This window comes from Pilimelia terevasa (assembly GCF_014647915.1).
Lineage (GTDB): Bacteria > Actinomycetota > Actinomycetes > Mycobacteriales > Micromonosporaceae > Pilimelia > Pilimelia terevasa.
The window spans coordinates 1-18,869 of the sequence record NZ_BMQC01000012.1 but is presented as its reverse complement, the minus strand read 5'-3'; the positions used below and the strand labels follow the sequence as shown (position 1 = coordinate 18,869).

The window sequence follows — 18,869 nt, the reverse complement described above, 5'->3', positions numbered from 1 at the left end:
GGCGAGTTCAGGCCGGGCGCAGGCCCGTCCAGCCGGCGTCGCGCGACCGCCCGGCGGCGAGCAGGCCGGCGACCGTCGGGGCGCTGGTGATCTCGCCTGCCAGCACCATCGCCACCGCCGCGTCCAGCGGTACCGCCGCGACCTCCAGGTCGGCCTCCTCGTGCCGGCGGGCGAACCGCGCGCCGGCCGGCACCGCCGCCAGGTCCCGCGCCAGGTACAGGTGGAACGTCTCGGTCGAGAAGCCCGGCGAGGTGTGCAGGGTGAGCAGCAGGTCCAGCCGGCCGGCGCGCAGGTCGGCCTCCTCGGCCAGCTCGCGGCGGGCCACCTGCGCGGGCGCCTCGTCGGCGGTGTCGCACAGGCCGGCCGGGACCTCCCACAGCCGCGCGCCCAGCGGGTGCCGGTACTGGCGCACCAGCGTGACCGCTCCGGCGGCGTCCAGGGCGACCACGCCCGCCGCCCCCGGGTGCCGGACGACGTCGCGGGCCGCGACCTCGCCGCCGGGCATCCGCACGTCCTCGGTGACGACCGTGAAGACCGGCCCGGCGTACCGGGCGCGGCTGCCCGCCACGGCGTACCCCGGCGGCGCGTCCCGGTCGCTCACCGGCGCTTGCGCGGCGCCGCGGGGACCGGGGCGGCCTCGTCGGCGTCGGCCTCGGCCGCCTCGGGCTCGGCCGGCTCGCCCGCGTGGTAGGTCAGGGCCGCCCGGACGAACGCGGCGAACAGCGGGTGCGGGCGGGTCGGCCGGCTCTTGAGCTCCGGGTGGGCCTGGGTGGCGACGAAGAACGGGTGCAGCGCCTGGTCCAGCTCGACGAACTCGACGAGCCGGCCGTCCGGGGAGGTGCCGGTGAAGCGCAGGCCGGCCCCGGAGAGTTTGTCCCGGTACGCGTTGTTGACCTCGAACCGGTGGCGGTGCCGCTCGGCGATGTCCGTCGCGCCGTACGCCCGGGCCACCAGCGAGCCCTCGGCCAGCGCCGCCGGGTACGCGCCCAGCCGCATCGTGCCGCCCAGGTCGCCGCGGCCAGCGACGATGTCGGCCTGGTCGGCCATCGTGGAGATCACCGGGTGGGCGGCGTTCTCGGCGAACTCCAGCGAGTTGGCGCCGTCGAGGCCGGCCAGGTTGCGGGCGACCTCGATCGTCATGCACTGGAGGCCCAGGCACAGGCCCAGGATGGGGATGCGGTTGACCCGCGCGTAGGTCGCGGCGCCGACCTTGCCCTCGATCCCGCGCACGCCGAAGCCGCCGGGGACGAGGACGCCGTCCACGCCGTCGAGGGCGGCGGCGGCACCGGCGGGGGTGATCAGTTCGTCACTGGGTACCCAGCGGATCTGGACCCGGGTGCGGTGGGCGAAGCCGGCCGCGCGCAGCGCCTCGGACACCGACAGGTAGGCGTCGGGCAGGTCGACGTACTTGCCGACCATCGCGATGGTGACCGTGTGCTTGGGGTTGTGCACGCGCTCCAGCAGGTCGTTCCAGGAGCGCCAGTCGACGTCGCGGAAGGACAGGCCGAGGCGGCGCACGACGTACGCGTCGAGGCCCTCGCGGTGCAGGACCTTGGGGATGTCGTAGATGCTGGGCGCGTCGGGGGCGGCGATGACGGCGTCCTGGTCGACGTCGCAGTACAGCGACAGCTTGCGCTTGACCGTCTCCGGGATCTCCCGGTCGGACCGGCAGACCAGCGCGTCGGGCTGGATGCCGATGTTGCGCAGGGCGGCGACCGAGTGCTGCGTGGGCTTGGTCTTCAGCTCGCCCGAGGGCGCCAGGTACGGGACCAGCGACACGTGCAGGTAGAAGCAGTGGTCGCGGCCGATCTCGTGGCGGACCTGCCGGATCGCCTCCAGGAACGGCAGCGACTCGATGTCGCCGACGGTGCCGCCGACCTCGGTGATCACGACGTCGGGGGCGCGGCCGGACTCGTCGGGCGCGGCCATGGCGAAGATCCGGGCCTTGATCTCGTTGGTGATGTGCGGGATCACCTGCACGGTGTCGCCGAGGTACTCGCCGCGGCGCTCCTTGGCGATGACGGCGGAGTAGATCTGGCCGGTGGTGACGTTGGCGGCGGCGCCCAGGTCGCGGTCGAGGAACCGCTCGTAGTGGCCGACGTCCAGGTCGGTCTCGGCGCCGTCCTCGGTGACGAAGACCTCGCCGTGCTGGAACGGGTTCATCGTGCCCGGGTCGACGTTGAGGTACGGGTCGAGCTTCTGCATGACGACCCGCAGGCCACGGGCGGTGAGCAGGTTGCCGAGGCTGGACGCCGTCAGGCCCTTGCCCAGGGACGACGCGACTCCCCCGGTGACGAAGATGTGCCGGGTGGAACGTGCAGTTGCGGCCAAGGCCTGCTCCCGTGGTTGCTGGTTGCCGGCGGCGGTCCGTCGGCGGCGGTCCGTCGGCGGGGTCTCCGCCGAGGATGCGGGGCCGGTTTGGCGGCAACCCACGGGACTCGACGGTAACAAACCCGGTTCGGGGGCCGCGACGTACCACCGCCGGCGCGGGCCGGCCGCGGGGTGCTCAGGCGTTGGGCTGGGCGGGGGTCCGGTCGGTGGCGTGGTCGAGGACCCGCAGGGCGGCGAGGGTCGCCAGCGGTACCGCCGTGGCGGCGGCCGCGCCCGCGACGTTCAGGGCCGCGCCGCCGACCGCGCCGGCCAGCACGGCCGCCACCGCCACGCCGATGAGGGCCGCCCGGATGCCGGGGTAGATGCCGTACAGCCGCTTGAGGCCGCCCCAGTGCCGCAGCAGGGCCAGCCAGACGAACAGCGTCCCGGCGATCGCCAGCAGCGTCAGCGGGCTGGTGGCGAACGCGATGACGTTGGCCACACCCGTGCGGTGGACGGTCAGGCCGCCGGTCCCCTCACTCCAACGGGTGAGGAACCGGCCGAGGCTGCCCTGGTCCTCCGGCGGGCGGCGCAGGTCCAGCGCGGCGAAGCCGACGGCGACCGCGACGCCGGCCACCAGCGACCAGGCGAGCCGGGCGAAGGTGAGCCAGCCGCCGGTGACCAGCGCGACCGTGACGCAGACACCGGCGGTCAGGGCGATGGCGCCGACGGCGTCGCCGCCCAGGTACGGGCTGCCCACGAGCAGGACCCCGAGGCCGCCGACGGCGGCGGTGGCCGCGGTGCGCCGCTCCCGCGGCAGGCGCTGGGCGAGGCAGCCCGCGGCCAGCAGCAGGCCCGCCGACAGCACGCCGAGCCCGACGATGCCGATCCCGGCGTACCGGCCGCCCTCCAGCGCGGAGTAGCCGGCGACGCCGTTGAGCTGGAGGGACGCCCCGGTGAGGACGTCCAGCGCGACGGTCACCGCCGCCACGGCGGCGACCGCGGCCACCGGTCCCCAGGTCTGCCGGTAGATCGGCAGGTAGCGCACGCCGACGGTCAGGACGGTCAGGACGGCCGCCACCGCGGCGAGGAAGATCCACGATCCGTGCGGCCAGCGCCACCACGGCAGTACGTCGGCGAGCAGCGCGGCGGGGATGGCCAGGGCGGCGGCCACCAGCGCCAGCTCGGCGGCGGCCCGGACCGGCTCCGGTACGCCGGCCGGGCCGCCGGGGCCGGCGTGGGCGCGCGCCCGGCGCAGCAGCGGCACGGTACCCAGCAGCAGCGCCACCTGGCCGACGGTCAGGGCGCCGAAGAACCAGCCGGCGGCGCGCCGCTGGGCGCGGGCGCCGCGGTCGGCGTCGACCGGCGCGGCGATGGCCTCGCCCAGGTTGGCCGGTCGGCCCGCCACGGGGATGGCCTCGCGGCCCAGGAACAGCCGGGCGGGGACCGGCCGGTCCAGCGCCGCCAGGACCGTCGGCGCCAGGTCGATGAGCTGGAGGTAGCCGTCGCGGCCCGTGGTCGCCGACGTGAGCCAGCCGCCCTCCCAGCCGGGGCCGTCGGCGATGGCGACGTGCAGCCGCTGCGCCTCGGTGCTGTCGGCGACCCCGGCGACGAGGACCAGCGACTGGGGCGGGCGGTGGTTCAGGACGGTGGCGACGGTGGCGTCGAGCTTCTCGGCGGCGGCGCGGCGGGCGGTGCCGTCGCCGGTCAGGGCCCCGCCGTCGACGATGCTCAGCACGCAGGAGGCCAGCAGCTCACCCGGCGCGGCGGGCAGCGCGGGCACGTACCGGTCGACGCGGCCGTACGGGCGGGCGCCGGCCAGGGCGGCGCCGGGACCCACGGCGACCGTGCAGCGCAGCGACTCGGCCAGCGCACCCGGTACCGCCCCCCAGGGCAGCGCCTCGGAGTTGCGGGCGACCAGGTCGCGCTGGTCGGGCAGGTGGGCGCCGAGCCGGTCGGGCCGGTCCAGGCGCACCGGCGTCGTCCGGCACGGGCCGGCGCTGCCCGGGGTCCAGGCGGCGTAGTTGCCGGCGCCCAGGGTCAGCCAGCCGTCCTGCGGGCAGGTGGGCGTGTGTGCGGAGCGGGCCGCCAGCGACGCGATGGAGCCGCGCTCGGCCATCCGCCACAGCGTCGGCGTGCGGATCGGGTCGACGTCGGACCAGCGCAGGCCGGCCGCGCCCACCACCACGACGTAGTCCACGGTGGCCGGTCGCGCGGCTGCGGTCGGCCCGGCGACGAAGCCCGCGCCGGAGAGGACGGCGAGCAGCAGCGCGCCGCAGGCGGCGGCGATCCGGCGGGCCGTCACGGGCGCCCCGCGGCCAGCGCGGCGTAGACCCCGACGACCTGGGCGAGCATCTGCGCCTGGGTGGGCCAGGTCGCGGCGCGGGCGCGGCCGGCGGCGGCGAGCGCCGCGCGGCGCGCGGGGTCGGCGAGCAGGTCGCGGACGGCGGTGTCGAGCGCGTCGACGTCGCCGGGCGGTACCAGGACCGCGGCGTCGCCCACGAGTTCGGGGATGCCGCCGACGTCCGTGGCGACCAGCGGCAGCCCGACCCGCAGCGCCTCCTGCGCGAACAGTTGCCGCGCCTCCCAGGCGCTGGTCACCACGGCGAGGTCCGCAGCTCCGAGCAGGTCGGCGACGTCGCCGCGGTGGCCGAGCAGGTGGACCGGCGCCTGGGCGGCGCCGATCCGGGCGGTGAGGTCGGCGAGGCTGGGGCCGTCACCGGCGACCAGGACCGCGGGCGCCGGCCGCAGGTCCCGCCAGCGGGCGGCGGCGGCGACGAGGACGTCGTACCGCTTCTGCGGGTGCAGCCGCCCGACCGACAGCAGCAGCGGCGCGTCGGCCGGCACCCCGCAGGCGGCGCGGACCGCGGCCGCCGGCCGGCCGGGGGGCGGCAGCGGGGGCGCGGCGACCGGGCCGGGGCGGGCGTCGCGGGCCCCGCAGGCGCGGGCGCGGGCGACCAGGTCGGCGGACGCGCCGAGGGTCACCGCGGCGGACCGGGCCACGGCCCGCTCCATCGCGGCGTGGGCCAGCGCCCGCGGGCCGCGGGACAGGGCGGCGTTGTGCCAGGTGACGACCAGCGGGACGCCGGTGCGGGCCGCGGCGGCCACGAAGCCCGCGCGCAGGCCGTGCGCGTGCAGCACCTGCGGCCGGGCGGCGCGGACGGCGGCGCGCAGGGCGCCCACCGCGCGCAGGTCGGCCGGCCGCGGGCTGGCCGGGATCTCCACCGGCACGACCGCCGCGCCGCCGAGGTCCAGCCGCGCGGCGGTGGCGGCCGGGGCGCACACGGTCACCCGCGCGCCCGCCGCGGCCAGGCCGCGGGCCAGGGCCGCCACGTGCTGGCCGATGCCGCCGGTGCTCGATCCGAGCAGCAGCAGCACCCGGCCGCGCCAGCCGGTCTCCACGCTGTACTCCCTCCGGCGGGATGGTCCCGCCCCCTAGATCCGCCCCGTCACGGCCGGCCGGCGCCGGGCACACGCGCCCGGAGCCGGCCCAGCAGCGGGCGCACGGTCGCCCGGTCGAGCAGGTACGCCGCCGCGGCGTACACCACGATGACAGCCGCCGCGGCGGCCGCGCCGCGCAGGGCGCCGGCGGCCGGCGGCGGCCACCCGGCGGTGGGGGCGGCGAGCAGCCGCACCGCCCCCCAGCCGACCGCCGCCGCGGCGCCGCCGGCCAGGATCGCGGCCGGCGCCGTGCGGGCCAGCCCCGCCACGGCGGCCGGGCCGGCGAGCCGGGCGACCGCGCCGACGAGCAGCGCGGCCAGCACCAGCATGCCCGCCGACTGGCCCAGCGCCAACGCCAGGGCCCGGTCGGCAGCGGGAAGGGCCGCGGCCAGCGCCAGGCTGGCGACCACGACCGCCAGCCAGCCGACGGCGGTGACGAGAGCCGCGCGCAGGGCCGCGCCGCGGGCGTAGAGCGCCCGGGAGTACAGGGCGAAGGCGCCGAAGCCGAGCACGCCGGGGGCCAGGCCGGCCACCGCCGCCGCCATCGCGGGGGACCCCTGGGCGAGCAGGGCCGCCGCCGGCTGCGCGCCGGCCGCGAGCAGGGCCGCGCCGAGGCCGCTGGCCAGCAGCACCGCGCGGCCGGTGGCGGCGAGGGTGCCGGCGTACCGCGCCGCGTCCCCGTGCGACCAGGCGGCGGCCAGCGCCGGGTACGCCGCCGTCGCCAGCGGCACCGCGAGGACCGCCCACGGCAGCAGGTACACCGTCTGGGCGAAGGTGATGTGCGTGACCGTGCCGGCGGGCGCCCCGGCGCGGGCCCGGTTCAGGGTCACGACCAGGGCGACCTGCTGGCCGGCGACCGCGACCAGCCCGGCGGCCGCCAGCCCCCCGGCCGCCCGCCGGACCGCGGGGGCCAGCCGGTACCGCGGCCGCCAGTCCAGCCGCAGCCGCCGCACCGGCACCACCAGGCAGAGGCTGAGCACGACGACCCCGGCGGTGGTACCCCCGGCGAGGACCAGCTCGCCGGCCCGCCCGACGCGGGTACCGGGCGGGTGCACCCCGACCATGCCCGCGAACGCCAGGTACGCGGCCGTGACCGTCACGCTGGACAGCAGCGGCGCGAGCACCGGCCAGGCGAAGCGCCGGTGCGCCTGCAGCACCCCGGCGAGCACGACCCCGACCCCGTACAGGGGGATCTGCGGCGCGAACAGCCACAGCATCCGCACGCCGACGTCCCGGTCGGCCTCCGGGACCGCCAGTACCGACAGCAGCGGCCCAGCCGCCGCGGCCACCGCCACCGCCACCGCCACCAGCAGCGCCAGGACCCGCACCAGCAGCGCCGAGGCGATCGCGGACACCTCGGCGCGCGCGCCGCGCTCCACCGCCCCCGCCAGCAGCGGCACCACGACGCTGGCCAGGACGCCGCCGGCGGCGATCTCGAAGACCACATTGGGCAGCGCGTTGACCGCCTGGTAGAGGTCGCCGAGCGGCCCGTCGCCGACGGTGTTGCCGAACACGACGGTGCGCCCGAACCCCACCACCCGGGCGAGGACGGTCAGCACGGCGATGCCCGCCGCCGCGGCCGCGACCCGGCCGCGGGCGACCGGCGCGCGGCCCGGTGGCGGAGTCACGTCAGTGCTGACGGCGGCCGAGCTCGTCCAGCTCGCGGAGCCCCGCCGTCCGCGCGATGACCTTGGTGAAGCTGACCTTCTCGCTGGCGAGGGTGAGCGCGGCCAGCCCGGCCAGCAGCACCGCGCGGCCCCTCGGGCCGGTCCGGCGGGCCAGCGCGGTGCCCAGCAGGGCACCCATGGCGTTGGCGCCGCAGTCGCCGAGCATCACCCGTTCGTCGAGGTCCGCCGGCAGCAGGCCGGCGGCGGCGCCCAGCGGGCCGGCGACCGTGCCGCCGGCCGGGCCGGCCAGCAGCGGGGCGCCGATCAGGGCGCTGGCCTTGAGCGCGCGGCCGGGCCGCAGGTCGAGCAGGTTCACCAGGTTGGCGGTGCCGGCGACGACCCCGGCGCCCAGCGCCACGTCCAGCGCCCGCCGCCCCCGCCGCGCCGGCCGGTCGGCGGACAGCAGCGCGGCGGCGGCCAGGCCGGCGGCGCCGACGCCGACGACCTTGAGCAGGCCGGCGCTGACCCGGCCCTCGCCGAGCGCGGCGAGGTGGCCGCGGAACCCCTTGTCGGCCTTCTGGTCGGGGCGCGCGCCGACGATGTCGTCGTACAGGCCGACCGCGCCCGCGCCGAGCCCCGCCACGAGCGCCGCCCCCGCGGCCGCCGGGCCGCCCGCGCCCAGCGCCGCGGCGCCGCTGGCGACCGTGGCCAGGGCCGGGCCGGCCGCCAGGTTGACCGTCCGGCCGGCGAAGTTGGTGCGCTCCCAGTCGGCGGCGTACCGGCTGCGCACGAGTCGGTCGAGCGCCACCGGCGCGGCGGCGGCGGCGACAGCGGCGAGCAGGATGCGGCGAACCGCGCCGGGGGGGCGTCGCGAAGTCATCGGGTCAGGGTACTGGCCGCCGGGCGGCGCTTCACGCCGCCGCGCGCGGCAGCAGCCCCTGGGCGCCGGAGCCGACGCCGTACTGGCCCACGACGTTGCCGAGCTGCCCGGCGACGGCCAGGGACGTCACGAGCTGCCCCTGGACGGTGCCGATGTTGTCCACGGTGGAGATGGTCCGGGCCAGCGTCGGGTCGGCGCGCACGGCGGCGACCGCGTTGCCGTCCCCGGCGATGCCGGGGGCGCCCAGGACGATGCGGCCGGCCCGGTCGAGCTGGGCGGCCGTGGTCAGGACGTTCTTGTTGCGGGCCGCGGCGTCCTTGTCGGTGTACTGCAGGCCGGTCACGAGCACGACAACTTCGGCCGGCCCGGTGACCTGGCCGACGACGCTCAGGTAGCCGGCGGTCTGGTAGGCGCTGAGCACCGCCCGCAGGTCCACCGCCGGTACCGGCGGCGTCCGGTCCAGCAGGACCCCGCTGAGCAGCGCCCCGGACTTCTCCACGCCGTCGCTGTTGCCGGGCAGCGTCGCCGCCGGGATGCTGGGCACCAGCGCCCGGTCGGCGAGGTCGAGCAGCTCGACGCTGTTGGCCGGGTCGGTGAACTTCTCCTGCAGGTCCACCCGCCCGGTGACCTTCGCCCCGGCGACGGCCAGCAGCGCGCGGACGCCGTCGACGTGGTCGCGGCCGCCCGGCAGGGTCAGCAGCAGCACCCGCCGGTTGGTCAGGGTCCCGCCGATCACGCGGGGGGCGGCCTGCCGCAGGAAGTCCTCCTTGCCGCTGGCCTCCGTGGTCAGGTGGTCGACCTGCTCGCGCAGGTCGCCGTTGGTCCGGCCGAGGGTGTTGATCTGGTCGTTGAGGGAGTCGGCGACCGGGCCGTTGAGCGCCGCCGTCCCGACCACCAGCCCGATCGCCAGCGCGAGGAACACCGCCGTCAGCGACACGACGTGGTACCGGAAATTGATCACTGCTTGCGCCTCGTCGTCATGTCTCGCCTCAAGTCAGGTCAGAACAGCTGGCCGAGCTGGAAGAACAGGTTGTCCCACCATTCGGCGACCACCGCCAGGTACGCCTTGCCGACGGTGGAGACGGCGACCGCCGCGCCCATCGCCGCGACCGCGGCCATGATCAGCAGCAGCAGCGACGACCCCGAGATGTTCGACCGGTACAGCCGGCTCACGCCCTTGGCGTCGACGAGCTTGCCGCCGACCTTGAGCCGGGTCAGGAACGTGGACGCCATGCCGCCGCGGCCCTTGTCCAGGAACTCGACCAGCGTCGCGTGGGTACCCACCGCCACGATGAGGGAGGCGCCCTTCTCGTCGGCCAGCAGCATCGCCAGGTCCTCGCTGGTGGCCGCCGCGGGGAAGGTGAGCGCCGGCACGTTGAGCTGCACCATCCGGGCCATGCCCGGCGCGCGCCCGTCGGGGTACGCGTGCACGACGATCTCGGCGCCGCAGCGCAGGACGTCGTCGGAGACCGAGTCCATGTCCCCGATGATCATGTCGGGGGTGTAGCCGGCCTCGACCAGGGCGTCCGCGCCGCCGTCCACGCCGACGAGCACCGGCTTGAACTCGCGCACGTACGGCCGCAGCACGTCGAGGTCGGCCTGGTAGTCGTAGCCGCGGACCACGATCAGGCAGTGCCGCCCGGCGAACCGGGTGACCACCTCGGGGACGCCGACGCCGTCCAGGAGCAGGTCGCGCTCCTGCTTGAGGTACTCCATCGTGTTGGCCGCGAAGGCCTCCAACTGGACCGACAGGCCCTCGCGCGCGTCGGCCATCGCCCGGGCCACGGACTCGGCGTCCTGCCGCACCCCCTTCGCCACGACCTCGTCGCCGACGAGGACCCCGGCGCCGTCCACCCGGATCGGGTCGCCCTCGCGCAGCCGCTGGAACAGCGCCTCGCCGAGGTCGTCCAGCAGCGGCACGCCGGCCTCCACCAGGACCTGCGGCCCAAGGTTGGGGTACCGGCCGGAGCTGGAGGGCCGGGCGTTGAGGACCGCGGCGACGCCGACGGCGACCAGCGAGTCGGCCGCGACCCGGTCGAGGTCGACGTGGTCGATCACGGCGATGTCACCGGGGCGCAGGCGACCGACCAGACGCTTGGTCCGGCGGTCGAGGCGGGCGGTGCCGGCGATCGCGCCCAGCTCGGGTGGGCGGGTCCGGCGCAAGGTGGGAAGACGCATCGCGCCCCATCCTGACACGCCCCCGCCCGCAACGCGGACACGACATGCCTGAACTGCGGCATTGGCCCTGGTTAAGACGGAGTTAACGACGGGTCCTGATGCGTGGCACGGTCCCGGGCGGCGACGTCGAGCAACTCCTGGGCGTGCGCCACGCCCAGGTCGGAGTCGGGCAGGCCGGCCAGCATCCGGGCCAGCTCGCGGGCCCGGTCGGCGTCCTCGACCACCGCCACGCCGCTGGTGGTGACCGCGCCGGCCGTACCCTTGGCCACGACCAGGTGCCGGTCGGCGAACGCCGCCACCTGCGGCAGGTGGGTCACCACCAGCACCTGGTGGTGCCGGGCGAGCCGGGCCAGGCGCCGCCCGATCTCCACCGCCGCCGTGCCGCCCACGCCCGCGTCCACCTCGTCGAACACCAGCGTGTCCGGCCCGCCGGCACCGGCGAAGACCACCTCGACCGCCAGCATCACCCGGGACAGCTCGCCGCCGGAGGCACCCCGGCCCAGCGGCAGCGCGGGCGCGCCCGGGTGCGCGGCCAGCCGCAGCTCCACCTCGTCGGCGCCGTCCGGTCCGATCCCCCGCTCCACGCCGTCCACCGGCAGCGTCGCCTCCCCCGCGGCCGGGCGCGGCAGGACCGCCACCTCCACCCGCGCGTGCGGCATCGCCAGGCCCGCCAGCTCGGCGCTGACCTGCGCGGCGAACCGCGCGGCCGCCGACCGCCGGGCCGCCGACACCGTCGCGGCCAGCCCGGCCAGCTCCCGGCCGGTCTCCGCGCACCGCTGCGCCAGCGCCGCCAGGGTGTCGTCGGAGGCGTCCAGCTCCGTCAGCCGGACCGCGGCCCGCGCCGCCCAGTCGCGTACCCCGTCCACCGTGTCGGCGTACTTGCGCGTCAGCCCCCGCAGCGTCGCCCGCCGCTCGTGCAGGGCCTGCAGCCGCGCCGGGTCGGCGTCGAGCTGGTCCAGGTACGCCGACAGCTCCGCCACCGCGTCCCCCAGCAGCGCGCCGGCCTCCGCCAGCCGGTCGCCGACCGCGTCCAGCGCGACGTCCACACCGGACTGCCCGCCCAGCGCCCGCCGCGCAGTGCCCAGCAGCGCCACCGCGTCGCCGTCGCCGGCCTCCGCGCCGCCGCCCAGGGCCAGGTAGGCGGCCTGGGCCGCCTCGCGCAGGCCCTCGGCGTGCTCCAGCCGCTGCGCCTCCGCGCGCAGGGCCGCGTCCTCGCCCGGCTGGGGATCCACCTGCGCGATCTCCGCCAGCCCCAGCCGCAGCAGGTCGGCCTCGCGGTTGCGCTCGCGGGCGTGCGCGCGGCGGTCGGCCAGGTCGGCGGTACCGGCCCGCCACCGCTGGTGGCACGCGCGGTACCGGGCGAGCACCGCCTCGTGCGCGGGGCCGGCGAACCGGTCCAGCGCCGCCCGCTGGTCCGCGGGCCGCAGCAGCCGGAGCTGGTCGGACTGCCCGTGTACCGCCAGTAGCTGCTCGCCGAGCTCGCCGAGCAGGCCGATCGGCGCCGACCGCCCGCCGACGTGGGCACGCGAGCGGCCCTCGGCCAGCACGGTGCGGCTGAGCAGCAGCGCGCCGTCGCCGTCGAGTTCGCCCCCGGCCTCCGCCACCCGGGCGGCGACGCGGTCGGCGGCGGCCGCGGACAGCCGCAGCCGGCCCTCCACGACGGCCCGGCCGGGCGCCGCCCGCACCTTGCCCGCGTCCCCGCGCCCGCCGAACAGCAGGCCCAGGCCGGTCACCACCATCGTCTTGCCGGCGCCGGTCTCGCCGGTGATGACGTTCATCCCGCCCGTCAACGGCAGCGTGGTGTCCTCGATGACACCCAGTCCCGCGATCCGCAGCTCCTCCAGCACGTGCCAGAGGTTAGCCGCGCGGTACGACCGCCGCCAGCCGCACCGGTGCGTCGCAGGTCACCAGCGGTGCCCGCGCCATCCCGAGACCGGCAGCCCGAACTTGGCGACCAGCCGGTCGGTGAACGGGCGCGGCCGCAGCCGGACCACCCGCACCGGCAGGTGCCCGCGCACGACCCGCACCACGGCGCCGGCCGGCAGGGGGTACACCCGGCGCCCGTCGGCGCACAGCACCGCCTCGCGGGACGCGAACGGGTCGAGCGTCAACTCGACCGTCGACGTCGGCGCGGTGACGACCGGGCGGCTGAACAGGGCGTGGGCACTGATCGGTACGACCAGCAGCGCCTCCACCTCGGGCCACACCACCGGCCCGCCGGCCGAGAAGGCGTACGCCGTGGACCCCGTCGGCGTGGCGCACACGACGCCGTCGCACCCGTACCGCGACAGCGGCCGCCCGTCCACGTCGACCCGGACCTCCAGCATGTGGGCGCGCGACGCCTTCTCCACGGTGATCTCGTTGAGCGCCCAGCACGACGCGACCTCCCGGCCCTCGACCGTCGCCGTCACGTCCAGGGTCAGCCGCTCGTCCACCGTGTACGCGCGCGCCGCCACGTCCCGGACCACGTGGTCCAGGTCGTCGCTCTCGGCCTCGGCGAGGAAGCCCACCTTGCCGAGGTTGATGCCCAGCAGCGGCGCCTTCGCCGGACGGGCCAGCTCGGCGGCCCGCAGCAGGGTACCGTCGCCGCCCAGCGCGAACACGATCTCGACGCCGTCGGCCGCGGCCGGGTCGTCGACCGGCACCACGCCGGGCAGGTCGATCTCCCCGGCCTCCTGCGCCACCACCCGCACCTCGAAACCCGCGTCCAGCAGGTCCGCGGCGACGGTGCGGGCGTGCGCGGTGTTCATCCGCCGCCCGGTGTGGGTGACCAGCAGGGCGGCGCGGGTCACGGGACCACCTCCGGCCGCGGTCCCGCCTCGACGACGGCGCGCACCCGCTCGGGGTCCACCGGCGGCGCGCCCCGGCGGAACCACGCGAAGAACTCGACATTGCCGCTGGGCCCCGGCAGCGGGCTGGCCGCGACCGCGGCGACACCCAGGCCGAGCGCGGCGGCGGCCGCCGCGACGTCGCAGACCGCCTCGGCGCGCAGGGCCGGATCCCGGACCACCCCGTCGGCGCCGACGCGCCCCTTGCCCACCTCGAACTGCGGCTTCACCATCAGCGCCAGGTCCCCGTCCGGGTCGGTGCACGCCGCCAGCGCGGGCAGCACCAGCCGCAGCGAGATGAAGGACAGGTCGGCGACCGTCAGTGCCACCGGCCCGCCGATGGCCCCGGGCGTGAGCGTGCGCACGTTGGTGCGCTCCAGGACCGCCACCCGCGGATCGTTGCGCAGCACCCACGCCAACTGGCCGTACCCCACGTCGACCGCCACCACCCGGGCGGCGCCGGCCCGCAGCAGGACGTCGGTGAAGCCGCCGGTGGAGGCACCCGCGTCCAGGCAGCGGCGGCCGGCCACGACCAGGCCGGCCGGCCCGAACGCCGCGAGCGCGCCGGCCAGCTTGTGGCCGCCGCGGGAGACGAACGCCGCCCCCGGGTCCTCGCCCAGCACCCGGACGGCGGCCGCCGGGTCCACCATCGCCGCCGGCTTGCGCGCCGCGACGCCGCCGACCCGGACGCGGCCGTCCTGGATCAGCGTGGTCGCCTGCTCCCGGGAGCGCGCCAGCCCGCGGCGGACCAGCTCGGCGTCGAGTCGGATGCGTCGGGCCATCGGCGTACTCCCCGCACCCTCATGCCTCGTCGATGGTGGCGAGGGTCTCACCGAGCGTGCGGTGCGCCGCCTCGTACTGGGCGATCTGCGCGGGCAGTGGCAGCGGCGCCGCGTTGGCCATGGCCTGGACGGCGGCGTCGACCGCCGGGTGGCCCGTCGGCTCCGCCGCCGCGCGCGGCGGCGCGTACGACTCGCTCATCAGGACCCGGCCGGACTCGCGCCGGCCGCCTTCTTGACGACCTTCTTCGCGGCCTTGCTGGCAGTCTTCTTCGCCGGCCCGGCCGCGGGCCGCGCCGGGCCGCCCGGGGTCGACGCGGCGGCCGGCGTCGACGGCGCGGCCTTCTTCGCGGCCGTGCGGGGGGCGGCCTTCGCGGTGCGGGTACCGGCAGTCGCGCCGGTCACGGCCGCAAGCTCCGCCGCCAGGGCGTCCACCCGCGCCGACAGCGCGTCGACCTGCTCGGCCCGCGCCAGGCCGACCCGCTCCAGCGCGCGCTCGATCTCGGTGCGCACCGTGCGTTCGAGGGCGGCGCGGTTCGCGGCGCCGTTGCTCATCAGGTCCTCCGTGAGGCCCTGCAGCTGCGCCGCGGTGGCCACGCCCGAGCCGACGAGCTTGGACGCCACCTCCTGCGCCCGCTTGCGGGTGGCCTCGGTGGCCCCCGTGAGCAGCTCGAAGTACGCCTGCCACGTCTCCTGCATCGTCACCACCCCATCCCGGTACCGGACATCACGCGTTCACGCTACCCGTCCGCCGCCGACCGCGGCGGTACCGACCGCGCGAGCGCGCCGGACATCTTCACCGCCCGCCGGCCGTCCTCACGGCACCGGCGGGGCGTCGAACAGGGCATCGAGGTCGGGGGCGACGAACGTCGGCCGGCACGCCGGCTGCGCCTGCGCCGCCTCGCGGCGCGTCGACACACCGGTGAGGACCAGCAGGCTGTCCATGCCGGCGCGGACCGCCCCGGCGATGTCGGTGTCGAGCCGGTCCCCCACCACCAGCGCCCGCCGGGCGCCCGCCCGACGGGCCGCGGCCTGGAACAACTCCGGCGCCGGCTTGCCGACGACGAGGTCCGGCTGCCGGCCCAGCGCCGTCGCCAGCGCCGCCACCAGGGCACCGTTGCCGGGCAGCGGCCCCCGCTCCGAGGGCAGCGTGCGGTCGGTGTTGGTGGCGACCCAGCGTGCACCGGCGCGTACCGCGACGCACGCCTCGGCCAGGTCCGCCCACCCCACCTGCGGCCCGTACCCCTGGACCACGGCGACCGGCCCGTCCGCGGCGCCGGCCACGACGGTGAGCCCCGCGTCGGCGAGTTCCGCGCGCAGCCCCGGCGCCCCGACCGCCAGCACCGGGGCGGCGGCCGGAAGATCGGCGGCGAGCCGCTGGGCGGCGGCGCGGGCCGAGGTCTGCACCTCGGCCGCAGCGGCCGCGACACCCAACCCGGTCAGCAGCGCGGCCACGTCGGCCGGGCGCCGCGACGCGTTGTTCGTCGCGAACGCCACGGCCCTGCCGGCCGCCCGCAGGCGCCCCAGGGCCGCGGGGGCGCCGGGCACGGCCGCCGCACCCTCGATGACGACCCCGTCGAGATCGAAGATGACCAGGTCGTACCCGTCGACCAGCGCCACGGTCAGCGCCCCGCGGCGGCGTCCCCGCCGTCGGTCGCCCGACCCGTGTCCCGAGCGTCGCCGTCCCCGCTGTCCCGGGCATCGAGGTCCCGGACATCGCTGCCCACGGCACCGGTGCCCGTGTCGGCAGCGCCCGTGTCGGCGGCGTCACCGTCGTCGGGGTCGGTGCTCGTGTCGGGGTCGGTGCTCGTGTCGGCGTCGCCGTCGTCGAGGTCGGTCACCTTGACGCCGGGCGCGTCGGACGTGGTCGCCCGTGCGGACCCGTCGCGGTCGGCGTCGGCGGAGCTGCCCGACGCTGCAACCGGCGCCGCGGAGGCGTCCCCGTCGTGCTCGTCGCCACCGGACGCTGCGACGGCGTCGTGCTCGTCGGCGGCGTCCCCGGCGGCACCTTCCTCATCCACGTCGTCGCCCCGGTCAGCCCAGTCCGACTCGGCGTCGGCGTCGGCGTCGGCGTCGGCGTCGGCGTCGGCGTCGGCGTCGGCGTCGGCGTCGGCGTCGGCGGGGTCAGTGTCGGCCGCGGACTCGTCGTCCGGCTCCTCGGGCTCGGTGAGCGCGACGCCGTCGAGCTCCAGCAGCCGCTCGGCCGCGTCGGTCTCCAGCTCCTCGTCCACCGCCGCGGTCCGCGCGAACCACTCCCGCGCCTCCTCCCGCCGGTCTGCCGCCAGCAGCGCGTCGGCGTAGGCGTAGCGCAGCCGCGCCGTCCACGGCTCGCCCTCACTGGTCAGCTCGCGTACCTGCAGCATCGTCACCGCCGCGTCCCGCTGCGCCAGGTCACCCCGGGCACCGGCCGCCACGATGAGCAACTCGACCGCCACCGCCGGATCCAGGGACTCGCGGTCGGCGGTCCGGTACAGATCCACCGCCCGTTCCGGCCGGCCCAGCGCGCGCTCGCAGTCGGCGAGGACGGCGAGGTGGGTCTGCCGCCCGGACATCCGGTGGTACGTACGCAGCTCGGCGATCGCGGTCTGCCACTCGTCCGCGTGGTACGCCGCCACCCCCACCGCCTCGCGCACGACCGCGATCCGCGACGCCAACCGCCGCGCGGCGGTTGCGTGGGCCAGCGCCTCCGCCGGGTCCTCGTCGACGAGCCGGCCCGCGGCCACCAGGTGGCGGGCCACGGTCTCGGCGACTGGGCGGGTGAGGGAGAGCAACTCGGCCCGGACGTTGCTGTCCAGGTCCTCGGCGCTGAAGTCCTCCGTCAACTCCGGGCCGGCGACACGCGCGCCGTCGTCGGCGCGGTCGGAGCGCCGGTCGTCGAACCGCGGGCCGCCGCGACCGTCGGAGTGCCGATCGCCGCCGCGGTCGCCCTGGTACCCGCCGCGCGAGTCGCCCGCCCGCCCGGCGCCGAAGCCGCCTTCGCGCGGGCCCCGGAAGCCGCCGCGGGAGTCGCCGCCGCGGTCGTCGCGGAAGCCGCCCTCCCGCCTGACCGGCCGGTCGTCCCGACGGAAACCGCCGCGGTCACCCCGGTCGTCGCGGTCCCGGGAGACGCCCCGGTCGCTGCGGAACCCGCCGCGGTCACCGCCGGGCCGGCTGTCGTCCCGGCGGAAGCCACCGCGGTCACCGCGGGAGTCGCCGCCGCGCCCCGCGAAGCCGCCCCGGTCGTCGCGCCCGCGGAAACCGCCCTGCCGGTCGTCACTTCGGGGCCGGTCGTCACCACGGGGGCCGGCCGCGCGATCGTCGCGCGGCCGGTACCCGCCGCGGTCGTCGTCGCGGCCCCGGAAACCGCCCCGGTCCGGCGGCGACCCGCGGAAGCCGCCCCGCTCACCCGCACGGCCGTGGCCGCCCGCGCCGCTGTCCCGGTCGCCGTACGGCCGCGCACCGCGGTCGTCTCCGCGCGGAGACCCGCCACGCGCGTCGCCGTCGCGGCCACGGAAACCGCCCGGACGCTCGTCCCGGCCACGGAAACCACCAGACGCGCCGCTCGGGCGCTCGCCACGCCCCGCGGAGCCGCCACGGTCATCACGGCCACCGAAGCCGCCCGCGCCCCGGTCGTCGCGCCCGCGGAAACCACCGGTCCCCCGGTCGTCGCGGCCACCGAATCCACCGGCCCCACGGTCGTCGCGCCCGCGGAAACCACCAGCGCCACGGTCGTCGCGCCCGCGGAAACCACCGGTCCCCCGGTCGTCGCCGCCCCGGAAACCACCGCCTTCGCGGCCGCGGAAGCCGCCGCGGTCGCCGCCGGTGCCGCTGCGGTCGTCGCGGCGGTAGCCGCCGCGCGCGCTGTCGCGGTCACCATACGAACGGTCGCCGCCGGCACCCCCGCGGAAACCGCCCCGGTCGCCGGCCGGGCGGTCCTGCCGGCGGAAACCGCCGCGGTCGCCGTCCTGCCCGCCCGAGTAGCCGCCGCGGCTGGCGGGGCCCCCGCGGTCCCCGAAACCGCCGCGGTCGCCGCCGGCACCACGGAAACCGCCAGTGCGGTCGTCGCGTCCGCGGAAACCGCCGTCGCTGCGCTGGGGCCGGTCGCCACCGGGCCGGTAGCCGCCGCGGTCGCCACCGCTTCCGCCGTCCCGGTAGCCGCCGGTACGGCTGTCGTCCCGGCCGCGGAAACCGCCGCCGGATCCGCCCCGGTCGTCCCGCCGGAAACCGCCGCCGGTGCCCCCGCCGCTGCGGAAGCCGCCGCCCTGGCTGCCACCCCGGCCCTGGAAGCCGCCGCGGTCACCACCGCCGCTGCGGAAGCCGCCCCGGTCCTCCCCTGGCCGCTGGCCGGACCGGTCGCCGCCGCGGAAACCGCCTCGGCCTCCGTCACGGTCGGCGTTGCGGTCGCCACCTCGGAAGCCGCCAGCGCGCCGGTCGTCGCCGGACCCGCCGCGGTCGTCCGCCCGCCCGCGACCCGTGTAGCCGCCGGGGGAACTCCCCCGGCCGCTGTCCCGGCCCTGGTGCCCGCGGTCGTCGCGGCGTGCGCCGTCGCGGGGACCGTCGGAGCGACCGCCCGTCCGGTCGTCGTCGCGTCGTCCGCGATCCTCTGGTCCTGCGTTCACGGCGAGTTCCTTCCCAGAAGCACCGGGGTGAATCCGGGTGCTGACATGAAATCGTAAAATGGAGACGTAAAAACAGATCGAGGGCCGACTCCGTCACCGGAGTGGCCCTCGATCAGAAAAGATGTCCGGCGGCGTCCTACTCTCCCACACCCTCACGAGTGCAGTACCATCGGCGCTGGAGGGCTTAGCTTCCGGGTTCGGAATGTTACCGGGCGTTTCCCCTCCGCTATTGCCGCCGTAACTCTATG

The 18,869-nt window shown here is 77.6% G+C and carries 14 protein-coding genes, 1 rRNA gene and 2 pseudogenes; 1 reads left to right on the top strand and 16 read right to left on the bottom strand.

Translation table 11 applies throughout. The features are described from left to right. Positions 1 to 7 precede the first annotated feature (7 nt). From IEY75_RS15920 to IEY75_RS15850, 15 genes and pseudogenes are all read right to left on the bottom strand, one after another. Positions 8 to 601, bottom strand: a complete 594-nt coding sequence (locus IEY75_RS15920) for an NUDIX domain-containing protein (RefSeq protein WP_229789758.1) — start codon at positions 599 to 601, stop codon at positions 8 to 10. Then, a complete protein-coding gene (pyrG, locus tag IEY75_RS15915; RefSeq protein ID WP_189115155.1) occupies positions 598 to 2,331 on the bottom strand; it encodes a CTP synthase in 1,734 nt (577 codons plus the stop codon). The genes IEY75_RS15920 and pyrG overlap by 4 nt, the downstream gene beginning before the upstream one ends. 175 nt (positions 2,332 to 2,506) lie before the next feature. Next, a complete protein-coding gene (locus IEY75_RS15910; protein WP_189115154.1) occupies positions 2,507 to 4,615 on the bottom strand; it encodes a hypothetical protein in 2,109 nt (702 codons plus the stop codon). Then, positions 4,612 to 5,712, bottom strand: coding sequence for a glycosyltransferase family 4 protein (locus IEY75_RS15905; RefSeq protein WP_189115153.1), 1,101 nt, complete (start codon positions 5,710 to 5,712; stop codon positions 4,612 to 4,614). The genes IEY75_RS15910 and IEY75_RS15905 overlap by 4 nt, the downstream gene beginning before the upstream one ends. 47 nt (positions 5,713 to 5,759) lie before the next feature. Further along, positions 5,760 to 7,379 (bottom strand): lipid II flippase MurJ, encoded by a 1,620-nt coding sequence (locus IEY75_RS15900; protein ID WP_189115152.1) that lies wholly within the window; start codon positions 7,377 to 7,379, stop codon positions 5,760 to 5,762. A 1-nt stretch (position 7,380) separates the two neighbouring features. Further along, positions 7,381 to 8,238 carry a hypothetical protein gene (locus IEY75_RS15895; protein WP_189115151.1) on the bottom strand — a complete coding sequence of 286 codons (858 nt, stop codon included), beginning with the start codon at positions 8,236 to 8,238 and terminating at the stop codon, positions 7,381 to 7,383. 31 nt (positions 8,239 to 8,269) lie between these two features. Beyond that, positions 8,270 to 9,199, bottom strand: coding sequence for a copper transporter (locus IEY75_RS15890; protein WP_189115150.1), 930 nt, complete (start codon positions 9,197 to 9,199; stop codon positions 8,270 to 8,272). 38 nt (positions 9,200 to 9,237) lie between these two features. Beyond that, a complete protein-coding gene (gene steA, locus IEY75_RS15885) occupies positions 9,238 to 10,416 on the bottom strand; it encodes a putative cytokinetic ring protein SteA (protein WP_189115149.1) in 1,179 nt (392 codons plus the stop codon). Positions 10,417 to 10,487: 71 nt separating this feature from the next. Further along, positions 10,488 to 12,263: a DNA repair protein RecN gene (recN, locus tag IEY75_RS15880; RefSeq protein WP_189115148.1), complete on the bottom strand. Its 1,776-nt coding sequence runs from the start codon at positions 12,261 to 12,263 to the stop codon at positions 10,488 to 10,490. Positions 12,264 to 12,320: 57 nt separating this feature from the next. Then, complete coding sequence (locus IEY75_RS15875; protein ID WP_189115147.1) at positions 12,321 to 13,208, bottom strand: NAD kinase; 888 nt, start codon at positions 13,206 to 13,208, stop codon at positions 12,321 to 12,323. Continuing rightward, entirely contained in the window at positions 13,205 to 14,026 is an 822-nt protein-coding gene (locus tag IEY75_RS15870) for a TlyA family RNA methyltransferase (protein WP_189115146.1), read from the bottom strand. Before IEY75_RS15870 ends, IEY75_RS15875 begins: the two co-directional genes overlap by 4 nt. Positions 14,027 to 14,045: 19 nt before the next feature. Further along, on the bottom strand, positions 14,046 to 14,225 hold the full coding sequence (locus IEY75_RS15865; RefSeq protein ID WP_189115145.1) for a hypothetical protein: 180 nt from the start codon (positions 14,223 to 14,225) through the stop codon (positions 14,046 to 14,048). Continuing rightward, entirely contained in the window at positions 14,225 to 14,722 is a 498-nt protein-coding gene (locus tag IEY75_RS15860) for a phasin family protein (RefSeq protein WP_229789777.1), read from the bottom strand. Before IEY75_RS15860 ends, IEY75_RS15865 begins: the two co-directional genes overlap by 1 nt. Positions 14,723 to 14,845: 123 nt before the next feature. After that, positions 14,846 to 15,649: pseudogene (locus tag IEY75_RS15855) on the bottom strand (HAD-IIA family hydrolase); the annotation flags it as partial. A gap of 245 nt (positions 15,650 to 15,894) precedes the next feature. Further along, positions 15,895 to 16,761, bottom strand: a pseudogene (locus IEY75_RS15850) (hypothetical protein); the annotation flags it as partial. Between the two features lie 165 nt (positions 16,762 to 16,926). Here IEY75_RS15850 and IEY75_RS15845 point away from each other — a divergent pair. Continuing rightward, complete coding sequence (locus IEY75_RS15845; protein ID WP_189115143.1) at positions 16,927 to 18,678, top strand: hypothetical protein; 1,752 nt, start codon at positions 16,927 to 16,929, stop codon at positions 18,676 to 18,678. A 66-nt stretch (positions 18,679 to 18,744) separates the two neighbouring features. On the opposite strand, the gene rrf is transcribed toward IEY75_RS15845, so the two are convergent. Then, positions 18,745 to 18,861, bottom strand: a 5S ribosomal RNA gene (rrf, locus tag IEY75_RS15840). Between the last annotated feature and the right edge of the window lie 8 nt (positions 18,862 to 18,869).